Source organism: Kluyvera georgiana (genome assembly GCF_050990895.1).
GTDB classification, from domain to species: domain Bacteria; phylum Pseudomonadota; class Gammaproteobacteria; order Enterobacterales; family Enterobacteriaceae; genus Kluyvera; species Kluyvera georgiana.
In genome coordinates this window covers 1,394,635-1,421,165 of the sequence record NZ_CP158865.1, presented here as the reverse complement: position 1 = coordinate 1,421,165, position 26,531 = coordinate 1,394,635, and the positions used below count along the sequence as shown (strand labels likewise).

General features: G+C 53.0%; 19 protein-coding genes and 2 tRNA genes. 10 read left to right on the top strand and 11 right to left on the bottom strand.

Features of this window, described 5'->3' with window-relative positions; genetic code table 11:
• Positions 1-28: 28 nt before the first annotated feature.
• From ABTW00_RS06775 to blaCTX-M, 3 genes are all read right to left on the bottom strand, one after another.
• Complete coding sequence (locus tag ABTW00_RS06775) at positions 29-2,518, bottom strand: autotransporter outer membrane beta-barrel domain-containing protein (RefSeq protein ID WP_433639712.1); 2,490 nt, start codon at positions 2,516-2,518, stop codon at positions 29-31.
• Positions 2,519-2,738: 220 nt separating this feature from the next.
• Positions 2,739-3,368 (bottom strand): LuxR C-terminal-related transcriptional regulator, encoded by a 630-nt coding sequence (locus ABTW00_RS06770; RefSeq protein WP_433639710.1) that lies wholly within the window; start codon positions 3,366-3,368, stop codon positions 2,739-2,741.
• Between the two features lie 464 nt (positions 3,369-3,832).
• Positions 3,833-4,708: a CTX-M family extended-spectrum class A beta-lactamase gene (gene blaCTX-M, locus ABTW00_RS06765; protein WP_433640956.1), complete on the bottom strand. Its 876-nt coding sequence runs from the start codon at positions 4,706-4,708 to the stop codon at positions 3,833-3,835.
• A 467-nt stretch (positions 4,709-5,175) separates the two neighbouring features.
• Between blaCTX-M and ypdK the strand changes: the two genes are divergently transcribed.
• Complete coding sequence (ypdK, locus tag ABTW00_RS06760; protein WP_100249902.1) at positions 5,176-5,247, top strand: membrane protein YpdK; 72 nt, start codon at positions 5,176-5,178, stop codon at positions 5,245-5,247.
• A 64-nt stretch (positions 5,248-5,311) separates the two neighbouring features.
• Here the strand turns inward: ypdK and alaC are convergent, their stop codons facing one another.
• Positions 5,312-6,538 (bottom strand): alanine transaminase, encoded by a 1,227-nt coding sequence (alaC, locus tag ABTW00_RS06755; protein WP_064543753.1) that lies wholly within the window; start codon positions 6,536-6,538, stop codon positions 5,312-5,314.
• 391 nt (positions 6,539-6,929) lie between these two features.
• Here alaC and ABTW00_RS06750 point away from each other — a divergent pair, with 391 nt between their 5' ends.
• Together ABTW00_RS06750 and ABTW00_RS06745 are read left to right on the top strand one after the other, a co-directional pair.
• Positions 6,930-8,627 carry a sensor histidine kinase gene (locus ABTW00_RS06750; RefSeq protein WP_064543752.1) on the top strand — a complete coding sequence of 566 codons (1,698 nt, stop codon included), beginning with the start codon at positions 6,930-6,932 and terminating at the stop codon, positions 8,625-8,627.
• 12 nt (positions 8,628-8,639) lie between these two features.
• Positions 8,640-9,377, top strand: a complete 738-nt coding sequence (locus ABTW00_RS06745; RefSeq protein WP_064543751.1) for a LytR/AlgR family response regulator transcription factor — start codon at positions 8,640-8,642, stop codon at positions 9,375-9,377.
• 57 nt (positions 9,378-9,434) lie between these two features.
• Here the strand turns inward: ABTW00_RS06745 and glk are convergent, their stop codons facing one another.
• On the bottom strand, positions 9,435-10,400 hold the full coding sequence (glk, locus tag ABTW00_RS06740; RefSeq protein WP_064543747.1) for a glucokinase: 966 nt from the start codon (positions 10,398-10,400) through the stop codon (positions 9,435-9,437).
• Between the two features lie 245 nt (positions 10,401-10,645).
• Here glk and ABTW00_RS06735 point away from each other — a divergent pair, with 245 nt between their 5' ends.
• The gene (locus ABTW00_RS06735; protein ID WP_064543745.1) at positions 10,646-11,884 is read left to right on the top strand and encodes an ion channel protein; all 1,239 of its coding nucleotides are present in this window, start codon (positions 10,646-10,648) and stop codon (positions 11,882-11,884) included.
• Here ABTW00_RS06735 and ABTW00_RS06730 read toward each other — a convergent pair.
• The gene (locus ABTW00_RS06730) at positions 11,881-13,539 is read right to left on the bottom strand and encodes an alpha-keto acid decarboxylase family protein (protein WP_433639704.1); all 1,659 of its coding nucleotides are present in this window, start codon (positions 13,537-13,539) and stop codon (positions 11,881-11,883) included. The two genes, ABTW00_RS06735 and ABTW00_RS06730, sit on opposite strands and share 4 nt — an antisense overlap.
• Before the next feature lie 172 nt (positions 13,540-13,711).
• Between ABTW00_RS06730 and mgrA the strand changes: the two genes are divergently transcribed.
• From mgrA to ABTW00_RS06705, 5 genes are all read left to right on the top strand, one after another.
• Entirely contained in the window at positions 13,712-14,710 is a 999-nt protein-coding gene (gene mgrA / locus ABTW00_RS06725; RefSeq protein WP_433639702.1) for an L-glyceraldehyde 3-phosphate reductase, read from the top strand.
• Between the two features lie 125 nt (positions 14,711-14,835).
• Positions 14,836-15,159: a DUF2502 domain-containing protein gene (locus ABTW00_RS06720; RefSeq protein WP_433639699.1), complete on the top strand. Its 324-nt coding sequence runs from the start codon at positions 14,836-14,838 to the stop codon at positions 15,157-15,159.
• Positions 15,160-15,320: 161 nt separating this feature from the next.
• Positions 15,321-16,880: a PTS transporter subunit EIIC gene (locus tag ABTW00_RS06715; RefSeq protein ID WP_064543735.1), complete on the top strand. Its 1,560-nt coding sequence runs from the start codon at positions 15,321-15,323 to the stop codon at positions 16,878-16,880.
• Positions 16,881-16,897: 17 nt separating this feature from the next.
• A complete protein-coding gene (locus tag ABTW00_RS06710) occupies positions 16,898-18,250 on the top strand; it encodes a class-II fumarase/aspartase family protein (RefSeq protein ID WP_064543733.1) in 1,353 nt (450 codons plus the stop codon).
• Positions 18,240-19,454 carry an N-acetylglucosamine-6-phosphate deacetylase gene (locus ABTW00_RS06705; RefSeq protein ID WP_433639694.1) on the top strand — a complete coding sequence of 405 codons (1,215 nt, stop codon included), beginning with the start codon at positions 18,240-18,242 and terminating at the stop codon, positions 19,452-19,454. The genes ABTW00_RS06710 and ABTW00_RS06705 overlap by 11 nt, the downstream gene beginning before the upstream one ends.
• On the opposite strand, the gene ABTW00_RS06700 is transcribed toward ABTW00_RS06705, so the two are convergent.
• Positions 19,447-20,994, bottom strand: coding sequence for a hypothetical protein (locus tag ABTW00_RS06700; protein WP_433639691.1), 1,548 nt, complete (start codon positions 20,992-20,994; stop codon positions 19,447-19,449). The two genes, ABTW00_RS06705 and ABTW00_RS06700, sit on opposite strands and share 8 nt — an antisense overlap.
• A 90-nt stretch (positions 20,995-21,084) precedes the next feature.
• Positions 21,085-22,320, bottom strand: coding sequence for an Nramp family divalent metal transporter (locus tag ABTW00_RS06695; RefSeq protein WP_065355849.1), 1,236 nt, complete (start codon positions 22,318-22,320; stop codon positions 21,085-21,087).
• Positions 22,321-22,655: 335 nt separating this feature from the next.
• Between ABTW00_RS06695 and nupC the strand changes: the two genes are divergently transcribed.
• Entirely contained in the window at positions 22,656-23,858 is a 1,203-nt protein-coding gene (gene nupC / locus ABTW00_RS06690; RefSeq protein WP_064543727.1) for a nucleoside permease NupC, read from the top strand.
• 34 nt (positions 23,859-23,892) lie between these two features.
• Here the strand turns inward: nupC and ABTW00_RS06685 are convergent, their stop codons facing one another.
• From ABTW00_RS06685 to ABTW00_RS06675, 3 genes are all read right to left on the bottom strand, one after another.
• Entirely contained in the window at positions 23,893-26,094 is a 2,202-nt protein-coding gene (locus tag ABTW00_RS06685) for an EAL domain-containing protein (RefSeq protein ID WP_433639687.1), read from the bottom strand.
• A gap of 186 nt (positions 26,095-26,280) precedes the next feature.
• A tRNA-Ala gene (locus ABTW00_RS06680) sits at positions 26,281-26,356 on the bottom strand.
• 40 nt (positions 26,357-26,396) lie between these two features.
• Positions 26,397-26,472 (bottom strand) — tRNA-Ala (locus ABTW00_RS06675).
• Positions 26,473-26,531 lie beyond the last annotated feature (59 nt).

Here is a 26,531-nt window from a genome sequence, read left to right as displayed (position 1 = left end):
CACAGCACATCAGCGGTAGTTAAATGCATCAGAATGCGTATTTGATCCCCAGCATGCCCTGTGTATCGCTATAACCTTTATCGCCAATCTGTTGAGCGACATTCCCCCAGATATGCAGATTTCGGCCTATCTGACCTTCTACACCGGCCTTCAGCTCACCGATATTGCGCGTTCCAGCCTGATAGTTCGTGACACCATTCATGGCTACGCCGTAGGACCTGGTATTATAGATCCAGTTAGCCTCAACAAAAGGCTGGAACTCACGCCCTTTTCCCTCATCAGCTGCGCTATGGCCTTTGATAAAGGCCTTCATCCCCAGCCGCGTTTGCAGATTACCATCGCCTTTGCCTTCGACTCGCGTGCCGTTGGCTTCCGTATGGGTGTCGGCCTTCACGCCCATCCACGTTAGCTGCGCTTTCGGCTGGAGCCAGTAGGTAGAACGCCCATCGCTACGCTCCCCCATCAGGAAGCTATAGCCCCCTTCGACAGAAGCGGTGATGCCATCGGAATCGTACTTCTCGTTTGCTAACCCCTGGCCGTATACCTTGTTATTGAACCAGTTGTACAAGATCCAGCTGTCCAGATAGGTACCGGTTTTGTGCTCGTCATTGGCGTACCAGGTTCCATATAATCCCACGCTGTACCCCGTCACCTGGCCGCGAGAGTGATAGCGACTGACATCAGAACGCGTGTTGCTCTGATTGTTACCGTAGCCCGCCATAAGGCCGAGGTGCCAACGGTCAAGACCGTCGGTACTCCATTGCGCCAAATCGCCTCCCAACTGCAAAACATAGCGATTGCTTTGCGTACTCAATTGCCCGCTGGAATCCTTAAAGCGCGTATGGCCGCCCACATTGCGCATCCACAGGCTGGTCGTCTTAAGCTCTCCCGTCAGCATGTCTATATACTGCGTATCTCCCAGTCGATCGTGCAGACGGGTATTAAACATCGTGTTGGCAGCGGCCAGATTAGCGATATACGAACCACTTTCGGGACGCAATGTCGGCTGCTCAGGCACCGGTTGTTCGGGCGATTCGGCAGCGTTCATCAGGTACCAATGACTGTATTGCGCCCCTTCTCCGCGACGTAGCGCATATTCATAACTGCCGGCAACAATACGCCCTGCCTGCACAAAGTCGCCGTCAGAAACGCCGTCAACGTGAATGACTTCAATGCCGTTAATCGTCTTAGCGCCACTTCCGCCCGCATTAGCCACCGCAACGCGCGTGGTCCCCGAGGTGTCGCCCTGAACGACCAGCTTATCGCTAACCGAATTGTCATCCCCCAGGACCGTATTAAGCTTCAGCAGGCCGTTATCACCGTGATAGTTCCCGGCAACGGTCAGGATATTTCCCGCCGCGGCCCCCGACCAGGCGACCGTGCCATTGTTCAGCGTTAGCGATGACAGCACCGAATCGCCGGTCATCGTCCAGAGGCTGCTATCGCCATCAATCGTCAAAGCGATAGTCCCGGCATCCGCAGTGGACGTCACCAGCTGATTGGAGTTGGTGATGCCGGTAAATCGGCTGCCGTCCGCCATATGCAGCTGAACCTGCCCGTCCTTATCCGCGACGATATTGCCGTTAATTTCGTAGATCCCTGCCGTCTCGCTTGCCGTGCCGATGTCATAGGATTTCACCAGCGCTTCAGCGCCTGTGGCGTAGACTGCCGCGCCGGTGGCGACGTTAATGGTGGCGTTTTTGGCGAGGAAAATGGCGGCCTGCTGACCAGCCGTTGTCGAAGAGGCAAACAGCCCGTTAGCCCCATCCCCGGTAGCCGAAATATTCACATTTCCCAGGGAGATAGTGCCAGACGCGCGAGCATAAACGGCGTGGGCGTTCTTACCCACCGTTTTAATCGTACTATCGCCGTTGAGGAAAATTTCCGCTTTGCCTTTTACTGCCGTGGAGTTCGCTTCGGTATCCTGCCCGGCATACACCGCATAGCCCGCCACGTTAGAGCCTGCCGAGGTCGTTTCGATGGTCGTCGGGCCATTTAGGGTAATCGTCGCTACCGCATTCGCGTTGTTTACCGATGCATTAGCGCGAACGCCCATGCCCGCCGCTTTAATATTGGTTTCATTATTCACCGTGACCCGAGAATAGTTTGCCGACAGCTCTCGTCCCAGGTTGATACCATCGGAACTGTAGGAACTGGTTATCGCATTGTAATTTTCAATGACGATATTACCGCCGCCGTTTTTGGTATGAATGCCATCCGATAACATCCCAGAAGTGTTAACGGTGAGATCGTTAAACTTGTAATTTTCGCCGTTCATATAAATAGCCCAGCCTTTCAGCCCGCTGGTTGACGCTATTGCATTGGTCGTGATAACCACTTCATCGTAGTTGGTATAGTCGCTGTTGTTGCCGTTCGGATTACCGGATGAATAGTAATAAAGGGTGTTATTCGCATTTAGCGTGTCGGCATACACGGCGCTAATGCTGATATTCGTCGCCAGCAATGCGGCAGTGATACACAATGCTAACTTCCTGGGTTTTAAGGGTATCGGCATCATAATAAACTCCTTGTATTCTTCCTTTTATGTCGCTGCCAGTGCTTGCTTTAATATTTATTCAAGACGTTATTTTTTGTTCAATAAGCAAAAAGGTCGTCGAGTATGGCATCGACGTATGGTTCCTGGGGATATTCTTTATTCATTCTTAATATTTAGGGTACAGGCCTCCCTCACCGTAAGGTGATTACTATAAATATAGAGATTGATTATTTAGTCACATTTACAGAGCGTGTGAAAAACGAAATAGTGTATTAATATCTGCGCCCATCTTTTTTTCCGCGCGACGCTTTGCGGCGTACACCGTCCGGATGTCGACATTCAGTTCACTGGCCAGCTGATTGCAGCTTTCACCGGCAATCAGCGCGCTCAGGACAGAAAATTCCAGCGTCGACAGAACCTCCCCACGAAAGAAAGCATCACGTTGATAGATAAAACGTTTCTTTAATTTCTCACAGGCGATATTTAATTTATCCTGTTGATATATAATGAGAAAAATATCTTTAGAATGTTTAAACCAATAATTTGCCAATGGTTTTAGGTATTTATCGCAAACGATAACAATTTTTAATTTTGTTTCACGTAAATAATCAACCCATCGTTTATCGGTAAAACAACGTAGGTAGCTGATAGAAAAATCAACAAAAATACACCCAAGGTACAGATAGTTATAGCTTTGCTTAAGAAGTCCCTCCATGACTCCGAGAGAAAAATAGCCACTTGTTTCAGGCCAGGTACAAAAACAATAGTTCTGGCAAAATGAAACCCGCAGCGAAGTATTGGGTTTAACTTCACAGTTAGAAGGGCAACTCATACAGTTGATTCTTCCACAATCATTATTTAGCGACATCATTGTCCCCTCCTTATCCGTGATCGAATAATTTCATTGAGGTTAAATATTGTCAATATCCTTTTCTGAGCGAAAACTTTATAAATATGAGAGTAAAACAATATTCTTATCCATCTAAAGAAGATGAAAAAACAACCGTGCGGAAATAGAGGAAAAGAAAGGCGGAAAAACATCTTCCGGGGTAACTACCAGGAATCCTACGAATGTAAATCAGATAATTACAACAAAAAGACTCGGCGATACAATTAATTATTAGTGATATTATTTTTAATTCAATAATTCATGGGCGTGACATGAACATACGTCATTTTGACAGGAACTTTTTCTTCCTGAAAAAAACGATCCCATTAGCGATCAAGATGAGCATTAATCATCATACAGAAGTCGCAGCCAAAACATCGAAGAGAATAGTCAACGCGGGAGCATAAATAGAAAGTGGAGCGACAGATCACTCCACATTTTTAGGACTAATAACCGTCGGTGACAATTCTGGCGGCAGCAGCGAGCACGTCACGACGGCTCTCTGCCTTCGGCTCCGGCTGGGTGAAGTAAGTCACCAGAACGAGCGGCGCGCGACCTTCCGGCCAAATAACCGCGATATCATTCGTCGTACCATAATCGCCGCTGCCGGTTTTATCCCCGACAACCCACGATGTGGGTAGCCCTGCCTGAATGCTGGCTGCGCCGGTGGTGTTGCCTTTCAGCCACGTCACCAGCTGCGCACGCTGAGTGTCACCCAGGGCATTGCCCAATGTGAGATTGCGTAGAGTCTGCGCCATCGCTAACGGCGTGGTGGTATCGCGCGGGTCGCCGGGGATCGCGGTGTTGAGCGTCGGCTCGGTACGATCGAGCCGGAAAGTGTCATCGCCAATCACGCGAGCAAATGCCGTCACTTTACCCGGCCCCCCGAGATGGGCAATCAGCTTATTCATGGCAGTATTATCGCTGTACTGCAGCGCCGCCGCGCTCAGCTCCCCGAGTGTCATCGTGCCATTGACGTGCTTTTCAGCGATTGGGTTGTAGTTAATCAAGTCTGAGGACTTAATTTCAACCCGCTGACTCAGTAAGTCTTTTTGCGTTTCACTTTGCTTAAGCACCGCCGCTGCCGCCATCACTTTACTGGTGCTGCACATGGCAAAACGCTCGTCGGCGCGGTAGAGCGTCTGCGTGTTATCGGCGGTGTTAATCAACGCCACACCCAGTCGTCCCCCGCTGCTTTTCTCCAGCGCCGCCAGCTTTTGCTGAACATCGTTCGCGTGGGCATACAGCGGCACACTGGCCAACAGCAGCGACACACAAGCTGTCGTCATTAGCATCGCCCGCCTTACGCTTTTTCTCATTATCCTAATCCCCTGAACATTCAATTCGTGTGAGTGAAGTATTCACAGTAAGTACAAAAAGTAAAAAACAAAAAACACGCGTCCCCTCTTAACTCCACTCGGTCACACCAGGAATTGTCGCCAGGATAGCATTTTCGGAATAACGCCAGAAAAATAGGCGCAAAATCAATAGGGTTTAAGGCGTCATCAGAGGCAAAACGAAGCGTCGCCAGAATGAAATTTATTACCGTATGAAATTAAAGTGTCGCCGAATCACGACAGTCGTAAGTAACTAAAAATTAATAAAAAAATCCCTCTTGTTTCCCCCTTTTTTTAGGCGTACATTAGCGCCATCTGGAGCACAACAGCACAGAATTCTGAGGTGATGCCAGCCGCGAAAGAGGTCCGTTTTTTTCGTCGGTTGTTACCAGCTCGCAGTACCACTACCGTTCATAAGTGCGTAGAAAAAAAGATACGCGGAGAGATGAGTCGTGAAATATTTCTTTATGGGCATTTCCTTTATGGTCATCGTTTTTGCCGGCACCTTTGCCCTGATGATCTAGTCGATAAAAATGCAAAAAAAACAGGAGCCATCTGGCTCCTGTTTGCATTTCTGCGAGCGAAAAATTATCCCGCTGATTTTTGCTCTGACGGCAGCAGACCGTCGGCGCGGAACATCGCTTTAATTCCGCGCACCGCCTGACGAATACGATCGCGGTTCTCAATCAACGCGAAACGTACGTGGGTGTCGCCGTAGTCACCAAAACCGATGCCTGGCGAAACGCATACTTTGGCGTCCTGCAGCAACTTTTTCGCGAACTCTAAGGAGCCCATCGCCGCATAGTGCTCGGGTATTTTGGCCCACACGTACATCGACGCTTTCGGCATTTCAACCATCCAGCCTGCTTCATGCAGCCCCTTCACCAGCACATCGCGGCGACGTTTATACTGCGCAGCGATATCACGTACGCATTGCTGATCCCCTTCCAGTGCGGCAATCGCCGCCACCTGTAGCGGAGTGAAGGTGCCGTAATCGTGGTAGCTCTTAATCCGTGCCAGCGCGTTAACCAGCGTTTTATTACCGACCATAAAGCCGATACGCCAGCCCGCCATATTGTAGCTCTTAGAGAGCGTGAAGAACTCTACCGCCACGTCGCGCGCGCCGGGCACCTGCATGATCGACGGCGCTTTCCAGCCATCGTAAACGATATCCGCGTAGGCGAGATCATGTACCACCAGCACGTCATAGCGTTTAGCCAACGCGACCACCTTTTCGAAGAACTCCAGCTCAACGCACTGGGCAGTCGGGTTCGACGGGAAGCCTAAAATCATCATCTTGGGTTTCGGATAGCTTTCGCGAATGGCGCGCTCCAGCTCGTTGAAGAAATCAACGCCTTCCACCAGCGGTACGGAACGCACCTGCGCCCCGGCAATCACCGCACCGTAGATATGAATGGGATAGCTTGGGTTGGGTACCAGCACGGTGTCGCCGTGATCGAGCGTCGCCAGCATCAGGTGCGCCAGCCCTTCTTTCGAACCAATAGTGACGATCGCTTCGCTTTCCGGGTCAATTTCAACGTCATAACGGTCCTGATACCAGCGCGAAATGGCGCGACGCAGGCGCGGAATACCGCGTGAAGTTGAGTAACCATGGGTGTCCGGGCGTTGGGCCACGGTGCAGAGCTTTTCGACAATGTGCGCAGGCGTGGCGCCGTCTGGGTTCCCCATGCTGAAATCAATAATATCCTCGCCGCGCCGACGCGCAGCCATCTTAAGTTCAGCGGTGATGTTAAAAACGTACGGGGGTAAGCGATCGATACGCGTAAAACGGCGTTCAGAGCTGGATTCAGCCATAGGTTCCTCAGGATTACGTAAGCGCCCGAACCGTTCGAGCGACGCTGCCACCGATGTGGCATGAACAGAAAATAACCTGAAAAAATTAGCGCTGTCGAGAGGGTAAGCGAAAAAATGTTTTATCGGTAAAAAGAGGAACCAATGAAAACGAGAATCATTAATTAAAATAAGGGATTCAATGGATATAAAACATAATGGCAACAATAAATTATCCATTGTTTTTCATTGTAGGCAGTTCAAGTCCCCCCTGAAGTGGCCATCTCTTCTTGTACAATACGTTTGCCTGACAATCCCCTTTTAAAATTAAGGTTTTTCCCTATTCCGCGTACTGCTGGTCATCTGCCCTCGGGTTACTTATCATAAGACTTTACTGAAAACATTCGGCGCCCCCATGCACGAAATATTCGATATGCTGCTCGCGGTCTACGACCGGGCCGCATTGATGCTGATCTGTCTCTTTTTTCTGATCCGCATCCGCCTGTTCCGCGAACTGTTGCACAAAACGGCCCATACCGCGAAAGAGCTGCTGGCCGTTACCGTCATCTTCTCGATGTTCGCCATCTTCAGCACCTGGTCCGGCGTGCCGGTTGAAGGCTCGTTGGTTAACGTTCGAATTATCGCGGTGATGTCCGGTGGGATCCTCTTCGGCCCGTGGGTAGGCGGCATCGTAGGGGTGATTGCCGGGATCCACCGTTACCTGATTGACGCAGGCGGCGTCACCGCCGTGCCGTGTTTTATCACCAGTATTATCGCCGGGATCCTGTCCGGGCTGATTAACCGCCGGGTACCGAAAGAGCTGCACTGGAAGATTGGTATCCTCGGCGGCATGCTGTGCGAAACGCTGACCATGATTCTGGTGGTCATCTGGGCGCCCAGCATCGCGCTCGGCGTCGATATCGTGTCAAAAATCGGTATTCCGATGATTGCCGGCAGCGTGTGCATCGGTTTTATTGTCCTGCTGGTGCAAAGCGTAGAGGGCGAGAAAGAAGCCAGCGCCGCGCGTCAGGCCAAGCTAGCGCTGGATATAGCCAATAAAACGCTGCCGCTATTTCGTCAGATTAACAGCGACACTCTGCGCCAGATTTGCGACATCATTCGTCAGGATATTCGCGCCGACGCCGTCGCCATCACCAACACCGAACGCGTGCTGGCCTATGTCGGCGTCGGGGAAGATAACTACCACAATAACGATGACTCCATCAGCCCGGTCACCCGTCAGGCGATTAACAACGGTGAAATCATCATTAAAAACAATGATGAAGCTTATCGTACGCCGGAGATTCACTCGATGCTGGTGATCCCGCTGTCGGAGAAAGGCGTGATTACCGGTACGCTCAAGATCTACTACTGCCACGCGCACCAGATCACCTCCTCGTTGCAGGAGATGGCTATCGGCCTGTCGCAGATTATCTCCACGCAGCTGGAGGTCTCTCGTGCCGAACAGCTGCGCGAGATGGCAAATAAGGCAGAGCTGCGCGCGCTACAGAGTAAAATCAATCCCCATTTCTTGTTCAACGCGCTGAACGCAATTTCTTCATCCATTCGCCTTAATCCGGACACAGCGCGACAGCTGATTTTCAATCTGTCGCGCTATCTGCGCTATAACATTGAATTAAAAGACGATGAGCAGATAGATATCCGTCGGGAGCTGTATCAGATTAAGGACTACATCGCCATTGAGCAGGCGCGTTTTGGCGACAAGCTGACCGTTATCTACGATATTGATGATGAGGTGAACTGCGTGATTCCCAGCCTGTTGATCCAGCCGCTGGTTGAGAACGCCATCGTACACGGTATTCAACGTAGCAAAGGCAAAGGCGTGGTGACCATCAGCATTGCCGAGTCGGGCAACCGCGTGCGTATTGCCGTACGTGATACCGGGCCGGGTATCGATCCCCTGGTCATCGCGCGGGTGGAAGCCAATGAAATGCCTGGCAATAAAATTGGTCTGCTGAACGTCCATCACCGAGTCAAACTGCTATACGGTGAGGGATTGCATATTCGCCGACTCGAGCCGGGAACGGAGATCGCGTTCTATATTCCTAACCAGCGCACGTCCGTTCCGGCCGCCGCCACCTTATTGCCCTAACCCGGAGTCACCATGAAAGTCATCATTGTCGAAGATGAATTCCTGGCGCAACAGGAGCTCACCTGGCTGATTCAACAACACAGCCAGATGGAGATTGTCGGCACCTTTGACGACGGTCTGGACGTGCTGAAATTTTTGCAGCACAACAAAGTGGACGCGATCTTCCTCGACATCAACATTCCGTCACTGGACGGCGTGCTGCTGGCACAGAACATCAGTCAGTTTGCCCATAAGCCGTTTATCGTGTTTATCACCGCGTGGAAAGAACATGCGGTGGAGGCCTTTGAGCTGGAAGCGTTCGACTACATTCTGAAACCGTATCAGGAATCCCGCATTGTCAGCATGCTGCAAAAACTGGAAGCGGCCTGGCAACAGCAGCAATCGAGCATCGTCAGCAGCAGCCCCAGCGCACCGCGTGAAAACGACACTATTAATCTGGTGAAAGATGAACGCATCATCGTGACGCCCATCAGCGATATCTACTACGCGGAAGCGCACGAAAAGATGACTTTCGTCTACACCCGCCGCGAATCGTACGTGATGCCGATGAACATTACCGAGTTTTGCAGCAAGCTGCCGAGCAGTCACTTTTTTCGCTGCCATCGTTCATTCTGTGTGAACCTGAATAAAATTCGCGAGATAGAGCCGTGGTTTAATAACACCTACATTCTACGCCTGCGCGACCTTGAGTTTCAGGTGCCGGTGAGCCGCAGTAAGGTGAAAGAGTTTCGGCAGATCATGCATTTGTAGCCGCTGACGGAACATCGACGGCAGGAATGAGCCCGGGAAAAACCCGGGCTCTGTGTATTACAGCACCTGACCCAGCGTCTGACGCAGGTGCGCGCCGGAGCCCAGCAGGCCCGGATTGTCGTGAATAATCAGATACACCGGGATCGGGTGTACATAGTCTTTGAAACGACCTTTGTCTTCGAACCCGCCGCGGAAGCCGGACGCTTTAAAGAACTCAAGGAAGCGCGGCACAATGCCACCCGCAATGTACACGCCGCCGAAAGTGCCCAACGTCAGCGCTAAATCACCGCCGAAGCGGCCCATGATCACGCAGAACAGCGACAGCGCGCGACGGCAGTCGGTGCAGGTGTCTGCCAGCGCGCGTTCGGTAATATCTTTCGGCTTGTAGTTTTCCGGCACCCGGTTGTCCGACTTGACGATAGCCCGGTACAAGTTCACCAGGCCAGGACCGGAGAGCACGCGCTCAGCGGAAACGTGGCCAATCTCTTCACGCAGCACTTCGAGGATAATCCCCTCTTCTTCGCTGTTTGGCGCAAAGTCGACGTGGCCACCTTCGCCCGGCAGGCTAACCCAGCGCTTGTCGACGTGAACCAGATGCGCCACGCCAAGGCCGGTTCCCGCGCCGTAAACGGCGATCGGCTTACCTTCAACCGGCTCGGTGCCGCCAAACTGGATCAGATGCTCTTTTTTCAGCATCGGAATCGCCATTGAGACGGCGGTGAAATCGTTGATGATTTCCAGGTGCGAGAAACCAAGGTTTTTCTTCATTTCCGCAATGGAGAACTGCCAGGTGTGGTTGGTCATCGCCACCCAGTCACCGGTAATCGGACAGGCAATGGCGATACAGCCGTCTTCGACCGACACGTTATGCTCGTCGAGATAGACGCGGACAACGGCTTCCAGGCTTGGATAATCCAGGCCGGAATAGGTTTTCGCCTGCGAAATTTCACCGCTGGCTAAATCGCACAATGCCAGACGCGCATTGGTGCCCCCAACATCACCCACTAAAGCAAACTTTGTCATTCCTTTACGGCTCCGCTAAAGTCAGAATAAATCTTTGCCACACTGTAAATTCAAGGCGCGTTAACAACAATGACGATTATGTTGGCGCCCCAGGATTATCGATCCAGGTCACATTTTTTGCGTATTTTTTAGCAGGTATAGAACGGGATAAGCTGTAGGGCCGTATCGTTTCAGCATCATTTGCGCTGAACATCGGCTCGGGAAAATGCACAGTAAACTCAGTATTCAGCAAAAAGGATATCACCATGCTCCACCCGCGAGCCCGAACGATGTTGTTGCTCTCCATCCCCGCGGTATTGATTGGCATCGCCTCCAGCCTAATTTTGATCGTGGTGATGAAGATTGCTACGGTGCTCCAGCATCTGCTGTGGCGCAACCTACCGGATGCGCTCGGCATGGATATGAATTCGTCGCTGTGGATTATCCTGATGCTGACGCTGACCGGTCTCGCCGTAGGTCTGGTGATTCGTTATAGCCCAGGCCATGCGGGCCCGGATCCCGCCAGCGAGCCGCTGATCGGCGCCGCGGTTCCCGTCGCACATCTACCGGGGCTGGCGATCGCCTTGATCCTCGGGCTGGCGGGCGGTGTAAGCCTGGGCCCAGAGCACCCGATTATGTCAGTCAATATTGCGTTGGCCGTGGCGCTGGGCGCACGTTTCTTCCCACGGGTCAGTTCGCTAGACTGGACGATTCTCGCCGCTGCCGGCACCATTGGCGCACTGTTCGGAACGCCGGTTGCCGCCGCGCTTATTTTTTCCCAGACGTTAACCAGCAGTAATGATGCGCCGCTGTGGGATCGCCTGTTTGCTCCTCTGCTGGCTGCCGCCGCGGGCGCGTTGACCACAGGCCTGTTCTTTCACCCTCAGTTCTCACTCCCCATCGAGCATTATCAGACGATGCGCATCGTCGATATTTTCAGCGGCGCGATGGTCGCTATCATCGCCATCGCCATCGGTATGATCGGCGTCTGGTGCCTGCCGCACCTGCATGGGTTAGTTCACCGTTTAAAACATCCGGTGCTAATTCTCGGCGTCGGTGGATTTGTACTGGGGATTATCGGCACGATTGGCGGCCCGTTAACGCTGTTTAAAGGGCTGGATGAAATGCAGCGCCTGACCGCCGGGCAAAATTTCGGCGCGGGCGACTATATGCTCTTCGCGCTGAGCAAACTGGCGGCACTGGTCGTTGCTGCGGCCTGCGGTTTCCGCGGCGGGCGCATATTCCCGGCGGTATTTGTCGCCGTGGCGCTGGGGTTGATGCTGCATGCGCACGTGGAAGCGGTGCCGGCCGCGATTACCGTCTCCTGCGCCATCATGGGGTTAGTGCTGGTGGTCACCCGCGATGCCTGGCTCAGCCTGTTTATGGCCGCCGTCGTCGTACCGGATACCACGCTGCTGCCGCTGCTGTGTATCGTGATGCTCCCCGCCTGGCTATTGCTGGCGGGGAAACCTACGATGATGGTGCCGCGTAAGCGTAAGGATTAACGGCCGCTGTTTCGCGCCTCCAGCGCGTCGGTAACGGCTTTAAGCAGCGGAGGGATGTCCATTTTGGGTAGCATCACCTCCAGCAGCGTCAGCCTGTCGCGGCGCGCGGCGCGCGCCAGCGCATCGTTCAACTGCGCGACATTGCTGACCTTCCAGCATTCGGCCTGGCTGTCGAGATTCAGTGCCTGTGGCAGCAAGGTCCAGTTCCACAGGCTAATCTCGTTATAGCGCTGCTCTGGCCCATGGATCGCGCGCTCAACCGTATAGCCTTCATTATTCAGTAACAGAATCAGCGGCCGCTGCCCGTCCCGCAACATGGAGCCTAGCTCCTGAATGGTCAACTGCGCCGCACCGTCCCCCACCACCAGCACCACGCGCCGGTCCGGACACGCGGTTTGTGCGCCGAATGCGGCAGGTAAAGTGTAGCCAATCGATCCCCACAGCGGCTGAACCAGCAAACTGGCGCCGGTGGGCAGCGTTAATGCCGCGATACCAAAGGCAGCCGTCCCCTGATCGGCCAGCACAATATCGTGCGGTTGCAGGTATTTCTGCAGCGTTTGCCAGAAGTGACGCTGGGTCAGATGCCCGGTGTCGAGCACCGCTGGCGAGGATATCCGCCGGACATCGGTGTGCCATGGGGCTAAGTCTTCGCTCAACGTTATCAGCGCGTCCACCGCCGACTGCATGTCAATACCGCTAAACCAGCGGGTGCCTACGCGAGCGGAAAATGGCTGTACCTCAATTGATTTTTCCGGCGCAATCCGGTGAGTAAAGCCTGCGGTGATAGTGTCGGTAAAACAGGTGCCGACGCAGACGATCGCCTCCGCATCCTCGATAGCCTCTCGCGTTTGCGGCAGACTCGCCCCGCCGCTGTACGTGCCGACAAATCCTGGCTGTTGTTCATCAAACAATCCTTTCCCCATCAGCAGCGTGGCGTGTGGAATGGGACGCGCACGCATCCACTGATTGAGCGTCGCCTGAAGCCCAAATCGATGAGCCAGCACGTCCGCCAGCAAAGACACATGCGAACATCCCTCCAGCAGGCTACGCGCATGATGCACAAAATCCTCCAGTTGAGCCCTATCCGATACCCGTGGCGCTGCGGTGAGAGCGCTTACAGGTTTCGCCGTCGGCAGCGCGGCAACATCGGCGGGAAGCAGCAGGTAGCCAGGCCGACAATATTGCCTCACCGTCTGCAGCACGCGATCGATCTCCTGACAGGCGTTTTGCGCCGTCAGCACACCCTGAGCGACGGAAATTGGCGCACTCATCTGGCGGAAATGGTCAAAGTCGCCGTCACCCAACGTGTGGTGTAAACATTCGCGACGCAGCTGCGCGCCGGTACAAGGGGCACCGACGATATGCAGCACCGGAACGTGCTCGGCAAAACTACCGGCCACACCGTTCAGCGCGCTAATTTCCCCCACACCGTAAGTGGTCAGCAGCGCGCCACAGCCCTGCATTCGCGCGTAGCCATCGGCGGCATAGGCCGCGTTCAGTTCGTTAGCGCAGCCCACCCAGCGCAGCGTGCGGTGAGCAATGACGTGGTCAAGAAACTGGAGATTGTAGTCGCCGGGTACGCCAAACAGACTCTCGACGCCACAGTCAGCAAGACGGTCAAGCAGGTAATCTGCCACGGTATAGGACGAAGCCATGGTGCCACTCCTTCAGCCGGTTATTTCTTTGAGTATTGAAGAAGTGTTAAGCGTGTCCAGTATTGATAAGAAAGTCCTCTGGAAAGCAAATTTTACAGATTTCAGCTGTGTACGCGCGAAGAGACATTCGTTAGTGTAAGCGCATACACAACCGGAAATTCTGGAGGACACAATGGTTTACCAGGCAAGTCCAACACGTTATGAGACTATGACGTTTCAGCGCTGCGGCAACAGCGGCCTCAAACTGCCCGCCGTTTCACTGGGGCTGTGGCATAATTTTGGCGATGAAACCCGCGTAGAGAACAGCCGCCAGCTGCTTCGCCACGCGTTCGATCTCGGCATAACCCATTTCGATCTCGCCAACAACTACGGGCCACCGCCAGGCTCCGCTGAGAGCAACTTTGGCCGTATTCTGCACGAAGATTTTCTGCCTTATCGCGACGAACTGATTATCTCCAGCAAGGCTGGATACACCATGTGGGATGGTCCGTACGGTGACTGGGGTTCACGTAAGTATCTGATTTCCAGCCTTGACCAGAGTCTGAAGCGCATGGGTCTTGAGTACGTGGATATTTTCTACCACCATCGCCCGGACCCAGAAACGCCGCTGCTGGAGACTATGCGCGCGCTGGATCACGTCGTCCGTCAGGGCAAAGCGCTGTACGTTGGGCTTTCCAACTACCCGGCGGAACTGGCGCAGCAGGCAATTGACATACTCAACGATCTGGGCACCCCCTGTCTTATCCACCAGCCGAAATACTCCATGCTGGAACGTGGAGTGGAAAACGGCCTGTTGAACGTGCTGCAGCAGGAAGGGGTCGGCTGTATCGCCTTCTCACCGCTGGCCGGTGGGCAGCTTACCGACCGTTACCTGAACGGCATTCCTGCCGACTCTCGCGCTGCCAGCGGCAGCATCTTCCTCAAGCCAGAACAGCTCACTGATGGCAAGATTAACGCCGTTCGCCAACTGAACGAACTGGCAGAACAGCGTGGACAGAAACTGTCGCAGATGGCGTTGGCGTGGGTACTGCGTCAACAGGCGGTCACCTCGGTTCTGATTGGCGCCAGCAAGGTCTCACAGCTGGATGACGCGATCGGTATGCTGGCAAACCGTCATTTCAGCGCCGCAGAATGTGCCGAAATTGATACCATTTTGCGTAGCATAAAATAACGACTATTTTAGCAAAAAGTGCTCTCTCCTGGCGGTTTAAGAGTTAACCCAATAATTCGTATGTTTACCGAATTGTAATATTGCGTTAACAGGCCTTTCTGGCCACGATCGTATAGGAGAGAAGTATGTTCAGGTCACTGATTCTGGCGGCAGTGTTGTTAGCATCGGCCCCGATGTTCGCTAATGCTGGCGAAATCACCCTGCTGCCATCCGTAAAATTACAAATTGGCGATCGCGATAATTACGGTAACTACTGGGACGGCGGCCGCTGGCGCGACCGCGACTACTGGCATAAACACTGGTATCGCCACGACAACGGCTGGCATCGCGGTTGGGACAAACGAAATAAGGCCTACGAGCGCGGCTATCGCGACGGTTGGGGCGACCGTGATGACCATCGTGGACGCGGGCGCGGTCATGGACACGGCCACGGACATGGTCACCACTAGTTTCCATTATTCAGGCGCTGCGCCTGAATAACAAAAAAAGAGCCTACGGGCTCTTTTTTTATGGTCAAATCCTGCGCTTCTTATTTATCAGCATTTGCCCTTGAGCAAAAAAATCCTGCCAGTATCTTATCGTCAAGATATTTCACGTCAGGATTAACATCATGAATGCTAATTTTAAAAATGAAATTCAGACATTCGGTCGTTCACTTCTGTTACCTATCGCGGTATTAGCCCCCGTCGGGATGGTCATGGGAATCAGCTCGGCGCTTGGCCAGAGCTATATGATCGATAAACTCCCCTTTTTGGGTAATGATATTTTCAAAGCGGTTTTATCGTCACTAGGTTTAATCAGCAGCGTCGTTTTTAATAATATTCCTTTATTATTTGCGATGGGCGTTGCCTACGGCATGTCGAAAAAAGAAAAAGGCATTGCGGTATTCGCCTCGGTCGTCGCCTATTTAACGTTGCTGATTGCCATGCACGTGCATCTCAAGCTCGCAGGGACACTGGCGAAAGAAGATCTTTCACTGGTGGGCCAGGGCATGGTACTTGGCGTACAGACGCTAAAAATCGAGGCGCTGGGCGGCATTATCGCGGGCCTGCTGGCAGCCAAAATTACCGACCGCTTCTATCGGCTGCAGCTGCCTCTGGCCTTTGCATTCTTCAGCGGCAAGAAATCAGTGGCGATTCTGGCGATTGCCTTTGCCATACCCGTTGGGCTGATCATCCCCTTTATCTGGGATCTTTTTACCGCGGGAATGCGCGCCGTCTCAACCATTATGATGGCACCGGACATTGGCGCCGGCATCTACATGACGCTTAACCGCCTGCTGATACCGTTCGGCCTGCATCACGTACTGAGCTCCACCGTGCGCTTCACCGCCGCGGGCGGTACCTACCTTATTGATGGGCAAACCTACGTCGGCATTCTGCCCGCAATGAACAAGATCCTCTTTGAGCTGGGCCCTTCACACCCCGCGTGGCAAGAATATATGCCTACGTTGACCAGCTACCTGGCCTCCTCACAGATGTTGACGACCCTGTTCCGCGTGCCGGCTATCGGCCTGGCGATGTACCATATGGCCTATTTCAAAAATAAGAAATTTGCCAAAGGAATGATTCTCACCGTCGTACTCACGGCAATGCTGGGGAATATTACCGAGCCGCTGGAATTCTCTTTCCTGTTTATTGCGCCAAAACTGTTTATCGTTTATGCGGTGCTGTGTGGCTTACTCACTATCCCACTACAGATGCTGGAAGTCTCCATCGGTTATATTCGCGGTACCATTTTCGACTTCGGCATTTTTGGCTTGATGTACGAAAATACGCATTGGGTAAATTTAATTCTTCTCGGTATTGTGAACTTCGTCGTGTTTTATTTCGTGTTCCGTTTTGCAATCGGTAAATTCGATATCAAGACCCCAGGCCGCGAAAGTGAAATTGCCGATAGCACCTTACTGAACAATAAAGAATACGACAAGGTCGCCGCCATGGTGATTGAAGGTCTCGGCGGCCGGGATAACATCAAACGCGTCGAAAACTGTGTTTCTCGCCTGCGTATCGATTTGCAGGATCAGAAGAAAATCAACATGGATATCCTCAAAGAGTCCGGCTCGTTGGGAACCTTTATTCCCTCCAGCAACCATGTTCACGTGGTTTTTGGCCCACACGTAGAATTTGTTCGCAACGCGGTTGACGACCGCATTGTCGGCGCGAAATAAATAACCAGGAGGCGGCAATGCGCGCACTGTATGATTCAAAAAGTAAAACCATTGACGATCGCGGCATGAAAGCCCTGCTCGGTCAGCAGGCTCGAGTGCAGTCATGGCTGGACGTCGAAGCCGCGCTGGCGCTGGCGCAGGCCGAGCACGGGATGATTCCTGCCAGCGCGGCGGCGAATATCGCCGCCAACTGCCGGGTTGAGAATATCGACCTGGTCGAGATGGAACGCCTGTTACGCGAAATTGGCCATGGTTTTGTACCGATGATCAAAGTGCTGGTCAAAGCCTGCGACAGTGAAAGCGGTAAGTATGTGCACTATGGCGTCACCACGCAGAACATTCAGCAAACGGCCCAGCTGTATCTGGCGAAGCAGTTCAACGTCGTGCTGCAAGGTTTCGTTGATGACATTCTGCGCAATCTGGCCCATATGGCGCGCGAGCATCACGCCACGCTCATGGCCGGACGCACCCACGGTAAGCATGCATTGCCCATCACCTGGGGATACAAAGCCGCCGTCTGGATTGATGAACTCCTCAACGCCCAGCAGCGTATGCAAGAAGCGGAAAAACGGGTCTTCACCGTGATGATGGGAGGCGCCGTCGGCGCATTTCACGCAACCGGAGAAACCGGTCGACGGGTACAGGAGAGCGTAGCGAAAGCCTTAGGCATGCACGCAATGGCCATTCCATCGCGCAACTCGCGCGTGTATCGCACCGAGTACATCAGCAACCTGTGCCTGCTTGCCACTACCCTGCACAAAATTGCCGAAGAGGTTTACCAGACTTCGAGTGAAGAATTTGGCGAAGTGTCCGAAGCCTTTACCAGAGGGACCGTCGGCAGCAGTACCATGCCGCAGAAGGTCAACCCGAAACTGGCAAAAGGCATTATCGCTAACGCACAAAAACTTTACTCCGTACATACCTCGTGCCTGTACGTCAGCCCACGCCCCTTCGAGGCAGATAGCTCGGCCTACTTTATCTTTGATGGCAATATTCAGGAGAGCATGGAGTGCATCGCCGAGATCGTTATGCGCGCCGAGGAACTGACCCGCACGCTGGTGATCAACACCGAGCGGATGCAGCAAAATGTGCAGCTGACCCACGGCTTAATCAATAGCGAAAAAATCATGATGCATCTGGTGGCGAAGCTCGGCAAAGATGCGGCGCACGAGCGCGTTTACCAACTGGCGATGCGCAGTACCCATGAAGGCATTCCTTACGGCGAGGTGCTGCGCCAGGATCCGGTGATTCAGCAGAACTTCACCGAGGCGGAAATTGACGCACTGATTGACCCATCGCACTACATCGGTTTGTGCTCAGAGATGGCGCTGGAAACCGCCGCGCGCGTACAGGAGGCCCATGGTGACTGACACCCTGCTCTCTCTCGCCAGTCAGCGAATTGTGACGCCGGATGGCATACGGTCCGGCTACCTTCACATCTGCGGCGATAAAATTACCGGCATCGATGAAACACCGCGTGGCCGCGTCATCGACTATCACCATGCGATGCTGATGCCGGGGTTTGTCGATATCCACGTCCACGGCTGGGGGCGAGGTTCATTTGCCTGGAAGGGAGAGCGGGACTCGCTGCGCGCCATGAGTCAGGATTTAGTACAAGCGGGGGTAACGGCCTGGCTGGCGACCTCGGCCACCCAGCCGGAGGATTTCTTGTGCGAAAGCCTGGCCACCGCCGCCGAATGGATCGCGCAAGCCACGCCAGCCGACGGTGCTGAAGCGGTCGGTATCCACATGGAAGGCCCGTATATCAACCCGAAATTTATCGGCATGCAGCGCCTGGACTGCGTTCAGCCCCCCAGCATAGCCGGATTCGAGCGCTATCAGCGCGCCGCACGCGGCCACGTCCGCCTGATGACGCTGGCCCCGGAACTTCCCGGAGCGCTGGCATTGATTCGCCATTTGCATCAATCCGGCGTCACCGTTTCCGCGGGCCATACCGATGCGACGTTTGACGAAATCAGCGAGGCAATTACCGCCGGTTTGAGTCATTTTACACACGCCTTCAGCGCCATGCGCGGCCTACACCACCGCGAGCCTGGCGTGGTGGGAGCGCTGATGTACTATGAAGACACCTACGCAGAAGTGGCAAAACAAAGCGGAATTACCCTGCGCCCGGAGGTATTCGATATCCTCTATCGGCTGAAAAAGGATCGGCGGCAGGTGATGATGAGCGATTGTCTTGGCTACGTCGACTTTCCGGAAGGCTTCGAGTTTCATCACTATCTGCGCCAGGAAACATTTCGTATCCGCCAACATGCGCTGGAAATCACCGACTGCCACGGCTGCACCCGCACCATCCGCGCCGAAGACTGGCCGGAAGTGCGCAAGCTGGAAATGAGTTTTCTGGATTCCGTCAAGAACGTGGTGGAGCGTCTGGCGCACGGATGGGTGTCTGCGGCGCAGGTCGCCTGTCTCAATCCCGCCATCCTCGCGGGCGTGGCGGATCGCAAAGGTAGCCTGACCCCCGGCAAAGATGCCGATATTCTGGTGCTTAACGCCGAACATGAACTGCACGCGGTATGGTGTCGCGGCGTGCGCCAGCCGCGGGTTAAATAAAGACGTCGCCGTAGTGCTGCTCGAGGAAGGTTTTTAGCGCCTGCGGGCTCATCCCCTGTACCTGTTGCACGAACGCGTCAACGGGTATTTTTTTGCGCGCCGGGCTCAACCCGTGCTCACGCAGCAGTTGAAAATCATCCTGCGTCAGATAGAAATTCACCTTCACGTAGCTCAGTTGAGCATGGCGAAGATGACTGGCAATTTTATTGGTAAAGGCAATTAACAGGTCGAAATCCTGCTGCTGGAGCCTGTCCAGCTCGTTGATGTTGACGCAGGCCAGCACCTCAATGTGAAAACGCGAAAGCAGCACCTCTTTGAAGTAGCCCACTTTACTCTCTGATGAGTTGGTCACAATGATGACGCGCTTTTTCACATCGCTGACCACGCGATTTTTCAGTTCATGCTTTTTGATAATCAGCACCAGGGTCGCCAGATGAATCGCCGAAAATGACATCTGCCAACGCGATTCTATTTCCCGCAGCGCACGCTGAACGTGCAGCCAGAGGTCCGGATAACGGCGCTGCACATCGTGCAACTTTTTATCATCAAACCACAGGCGCAGTTTGTTCTGCACAATGGCCGCATAGATAAAGTGGTAAATTTCGGCAAACCAGCCGTGATGATTGTGAATCGTTGCCTTCAGACCGTGGGACATCACCTCGCAGGCCAGCTTAACGTACCCAACCAGCCGCGCGTCGTAGAGCGTAAAAGGGCGCCAGGTAAAAGTCAGCGAAGCGATAAGCATATCCAGGCAGGCATTTTCATCTTTCTCGGCCAGCACGCGGTAGGGATAGGTGGTCAGAAATGCCGCCGCCGAGCTGTCGTGAATGAGTCGCCCGCGACGAATACGCTGTAGCGCCAGACTGAGATAGACCAGCAGATATTTCCGCCCGTTGTAGCCAAGGTGAATCACCGGGCTGATGACCTTTTCATAATAGGCCGCCGCCTGGGTAATCTCCTGCGCACACTCATGGAGAAACTGCTCGGCAATGGAACGATTGATAGGCTCGTTGGCCTGATGCGCAATCAGTTGATGACCGGTACCGATCTCGACGGTTTTCAGAATCGACATACAGGCTGCCAGACGCAGGCTGAATTCATCGCCCACCAGTTGCGAACCTTTTCTCGGTATGCTCAGCAGCGTTAACCCACTTTCCTGCACCCGGTTGAGCATGAGCGTATTATCGTTTTTCACCGTCCCGGCGCTGACATAGAACTTTTTATAGTACTCATTTTTATTGACCACATCGTGCAGACAGAGCGCAACAAACAGATCCTGAACGCGCTCTTCACCGGTAGTGAGATAGCGGTTAAAACGCACGCGCTGTAAAAACTGGATGTAATCACTGTAGGTGATGTCGGTCGTAATAAACGCATTATCCTGATGGAGATGCGCTTCATCCGGCAGCAGTTCGTTAAGCTCTTTCATCGTTCGCTTCAGGGTGGAAAGCGTTTTGCCAAAGCGCAGCACCGCGCTATCGACCGCGAGCGGGCTGTTATCCTGAAGGTATTTGAGAAAAGAGAGATCAAAAGAGTTCATGAACGTTCGCTGAGGTTAAACGCAAAACACAGCGTAACGAAAAAACGCCAGAAAAACCGTGACCTGTCGCGGGTCACGGCAATCGGGCAATTAATTCAGCAGGGTTCCCAGCAGCAGCCAGCCGTTCAGCGCCACCACCACCGCAACGATCGCCCAGCCGAGGCGTTTAATCCACCGCGTGTTGACCAGTTCGCCCATCAGCTTGCGGTCGCTGGTGAAAATCAGCAGCGGAACCAGCGCCAGCGCAATCCCAAAGCTCAACAGCACCTGGCTCATCACCAGAATACGCGTCGGATCCAGCCCCATCAGAATGACAATAAACGACGGCAGCATGGTGACCGCACGGCGGAACCAGAGCGGAATGTGAAAGCGAATAAAGCCCTGCATCACCACCTGGCCGGCAAGCGTACCCACCACCGTAGAGGAGAGACCGGCCGCGATCAGGCTGAGGCCAAAAATAGTCGCCGCCGCATGGCTGAGCAGCGGTTCAAGCGTCAGGTAGGCCTGATCGAGATCGGTAATCCCGGTATGTCCGTGGAAATGGAAAGCCGCTGCGGCGGTCGCCATCATCGCCAGGTTCACGAAGCCGGCGATGGTCATGGCGATAGCGACGTCCCAGCGGGTGGCCTGATAGCGCTCTTTAGCGCTGCCGCCGTGCAGATGCTGGGTCAGCGATGAGTGAAGATAAATAACGTGCGGCATAATGGTTGCCCCCAGCACGCCCGCCGCCAGGTAGACCGCCTCGCCGTTTGGCAACGATGGCAAGAGCATGCCTTTGGTCAGCGGCGCCAGCGCGGGCTGAGAGAACACCAGCTCAACGATATAGGCTGCAGCCACAAACAGCAGCAGGCCGCCGATAACTTTTTCCAGCGGTTTTTGCCCACGGCGCTGAAGCATCAGAATCAAAAAGGTGGCAATCCCGGTCAGCACCGCGCCCTGCAATAGCGAAATGCCCAGAATCAGCTTAAAGCCGATCGCCGCACCGATAAACTCGGCAAGATCGGTCGCCATGGCGATAATTTCCGCCTGCACCCAGTAGAACCAGACCACCGGTCGTGGGTAATGGTCGCGAATCTGCTCCGCGAGGTTTTTCCCCGTGGCGATACCCAGCTTTGCTGAAAGCACCTGAATCAGCATCGCCATCAGGTTGGCCCACACTACCACCCACAGCAACTGGTAGCCAAAGCTGGCGCCCGCCTGAATGTTGGTCGCAAAGTTGCCCGGATCGATATAGCCGATCGCGGCAATAAATGCCGGCCCCATCAGCGCCAGCCGCATACGGCGTGCGGTACGACAGCTGTTAGTTTCAATGCGACTGTTTGTCATTCTCTGCCTCAAAAACATAGCCTTTGCTATGTTTTAGGCTAACAGAATGAGAATGATTATCAAGTTCATTTAAGCAAGGTGATAATGATTATTCTGATAGCCGGAACCAATAGCCAGACTGGAGGTTGGGAAGGTTTGGTATACGCTTAAGAAGAGAGTAGTACAACACGGAAACTTTTCATACATTTACTCAACATAACAAAAATGTATGTTTGATCACTAATTTTGAGTTTGCTCACAGCTTCTGAATATAGTGAGAGACAGATCTCGTTTTATTTAATCATGTTACATAGAATGTGCACGAAAATTTAACCCGTCTCATGTTTGGAGCAAATATGGACCGCGTCTTGCATTTTATTCTCGCGCTCGTTGTGGTAGCTGTTCTGGCCCTGCTGGTCAGTTCGAACCGCAAACAGATCCGCATTCGTTACGTTATTCAGCTTCTGGTTATTGAAGTGCTGTTGGCCTGGTTCTTCCTGAACTCCGATATCGGTCTGGGTTTTGTCAGAGGCTTCTCCGAGATGTTCGAAAAACTTCTCGGCTTTGCTAATGAAGGGACCAACTTTGTCTTCGGTAGCATGAACGATAAAGGTCTGGCCTTCTTCTTCCTGAAAGTCCTGTGCCCTATCGTCTTCATTTCTGCGTTGATCGGTATCCTGCAGCACATTCGCGTACTGCCTATCGTGATCCGCGCGATTGGTACCGTGCTCTCGAAAATCAACGGCATGGGCAAACTGGAGTCTTTCAACGCCGTCAGCTCCCTGATTCTGGGCCAGTCTGAAAACTTCATCGCCTATAAAGATATCCTCGGAAAAATGTCCCGTAACCGCATGTACACCATGGCGGCGACGGCGATGTCTACCGTGTCGATGTCTATCGTTGGCGCCTACATGACCATGCTGGAGCCGAAGTACGTTGTCGCGGCGCTGGTACTGAACATGTTCAGCACCTTTATCGTTCTGTCGCTTATCAACCCGTACCGCGTTGATGCCAGCGAAGAAAACATTCAGATGTCTAACCTGCACGAAGGTCAGAGCTTCTTCGAAATGCTGGGTGAATACATTCTGGCAGGTTTCAAAGTGGCCATTATCGTTGCTGCGATGCTGATCGGTTTTATCGCCCTTATCGCCGCGCTGAACGCCCTGTTCGCCACCGTGACCGGCTGGTTTGGCTACAGCATCTCCTTCCAGGGCATTCTGGGCTACATTTTCTATCCGGTTGCATGGATCATGGGTGTACCGGCAAGTGAATCCCTGCAGGTGGGCAGCATCATGGCGACCAAACTGGTTTCCAATGAATTCGTTGCCATGATGGATCTGCAGAAAATCGCCGCTGAGCTCTCTCCGCGCGCGGTCGGCATCATCTCCGTGTTCCTGGTCTCCTTCGCCAACTTCTCTTCCATCGGCATCATCGCGGGTGCGATTAAAGGTCTGAACGAAGAACAGGGTAACGTGGTTTCTCGCTTCGGCCTGAAGCTGGTTTACGGTTCTACGCTGGTGAGCGTACTGTCTGCGTCTATCGCCGCGCTGGTTCTGTAATTCACCGTCGCTAACATCAGGACCTGTAACGTTGTTACAGGTCCTTTTTTTTGTTCTCAAGCTGCCAGAGCGGACGCGGTTTATCAATCAGGTAGCCCTGCATATAGTGCACGCCAAGGCGCTCCAGCAGCTGTTGCTGTTCTTCCGTTTCGACATATTCTGCCACCACGGACAAATTTCGCAGCTTCGCCATCTCGCAGATAGAGCGAATAATCATCGCATCCATCGGATTGTTTAAAACATCGCGGACGAAGCAGCCGTCTATCTTGATGATGTCAGCTTCCAGTCGCTTCAGGCGCTCGTAGTTCGCGTAGCCGGTACCGAAGTCATCAATCGCAATCAGGCAGCCAAACTGACGCAACTGCTGGATATTAGCGACGCTGACATCCGAGTTGGAGAATGCCTGCTCTTCGGTAATCTCAATAATAATGCGCTTAACATCGACGTGATAACGGCGGAATAGCGCGATAATCTCGGCGGCGCTACCCTTTTGCATCAAGGTGTACGGCATCAGATTCACCGAGAAGTTCTTATTGGGAAGCTCGTCCAGCGAGCTGAACAGGTACTCCAGCACCTGCATGTCAAAACGTTTGCTGAGGTTAAACTGCGCGAGAACAGGGATAAATTTGTCCGGCGTCACCATGCCGTCAGCGTCAACGAGGCGGCTTAGGATCTCGTAGTAACCTTCACCAGAAGGTTTTCTGATAGGCTGTGCGTAAAGCACAAAACCGCCCCAGTCCAGCGCGTTTTTAACCCGATTTAACAGCACAACCTGTTCGCTGCTTTGATCGAAAGCGTCAACGTGACCGTTATCCAGCTTCAGGATTTGATTCCCTTCATCGGCCTGCTCCACCAACCAGCTCAGTTGCCCCAGCATATGGTGCATATTTTTATCCCGCGGGCTCACCGGCGCCCAGGAGATCGCATATTCCAGGTTCAGAACCGCATTGTTCCAGTGAATCTCTTTATTGCTTAGAAAATTAATCAGATGATTCAGCCGGGCTTCGGTATCCGGGCCGTTCAGCACCAGCAGCAGTTCATTACCCGGCAGCTGAAACAACTTCTCTTCACTGAACAGTATCGGCTGTAGGATGTGTGTGACGCTGCGTTTGCAATGCATACGCATCATCATGCCATAGTGACGGCTGAGGAAGTCGAGGTTGCCAATGTGCAGACAACACAGGCTGATCGCGCCTGCGCGCGGCGTCATCATATACTCCTCCAGCGCACGCAGGTTCGGTAAGCCAGTTATCGGGTCCTGCATGGCCTGCGCCTGCCACTTTGCCTGCAGTCGCTGGCTGCGATGGTATACCTGCAGCAGGTAAAGCAGGCACACCGTGAAGGAGATCAGCGACGACAGAATAAAAGCCAGCGAATACTGAGTTTGTATACCGTGGAGGAAGTTTTTGTTGTACATCACCAGCAGGAAGGCGGAAACCGTCCAGGTCATGACGACCAGCGGGTAAGCCAACTGGCTGATGCCAAAAGAGAAAAAGATAAATATAGCCGGAACCAGATAACCCGCAAAATAATAATCGCCAAACGGCGCACACAAAAATATCATCATACCTATCAGGCTAATAAACCAACAGGTAATAAATATCTTATTTCTAAGATTGGTGTAACAAGCAATATTACGATACCAGAATGCCCTGGCATAACGTGGGTTCAAGAACATCCTGAACGGGTAATAAAAAAGACGAGTAAATATCAGTGATGCACAAACCAGCCCCTGTATATCAACAATAGAATAAATAACGGATGTTATATTAAAATAACTGTACATTAACTCCGGGATGTCAATTATCTCACCGGTAACGTACATCAGAACCTTGCCCATAATCGGGGTCACAAAGCCCAACCAAAAAACATTCAAACCAATGTTTTTTATGGGATTACCATGCCGCCACCGGCGTCCGAGCGTATAGCGTAGAATAACGCAGGAGATGCATACAGCGGCCAACTGACAGAATAGCAACGTTAATGAATAGAAGGGTGATAAATGCAGTTGCCAATAGTTAGTGACGGTAAAACCAATCGCTAATGGGGCAATAGCATGACGACCAAAAAGCATGATCAATGCAATCATTACGCCAAGCGGTAGCCAGGCCAGATATACAGAATGCCCATCATAAAAAGCGGTAGGAGAGATATATCTGGAAAATGGAATAGCCACCAGGCTCAATATAAGAGCCAAGCAGAATTTCCTGAGTGGGTTAGTCCTTATCACCGTCATGCGTATCAGCCGATATCCTTTATCGTACGTAATTTGACTCTTTAAATATTATGGTCGCGAATTTGTTGGCGCAAGTTTAAGCGATAAAATCCTGATCTGTACCGGACTTTTGAACGTAAACCGCTGTATTTTTGTACACAACAAGGATGAAAAAAACCCCCGCCGTCAGGCGAGGGTTTCAAATTTTGGTGGAGCTAAGCGGGATCGAACCGCTGACCTCTTGCATGCCATGCAAGCGCTCTCCCAGCTGAGCTATAGCCCCACAGTACCTTTACGTTCCAAAACCTGATGGGAGCAGGATTTGGTGGAGCTAAGCGGGATCGAACCGCTGACCTCTTGCATGCCATGCAAGCGCTCTCCCAGCTGAGCTATAGCCCCAACGTAAAGCTGTCGAGTTGACGGGCGGCATAATATGAATTCCCTCGCACAGTGTCAAC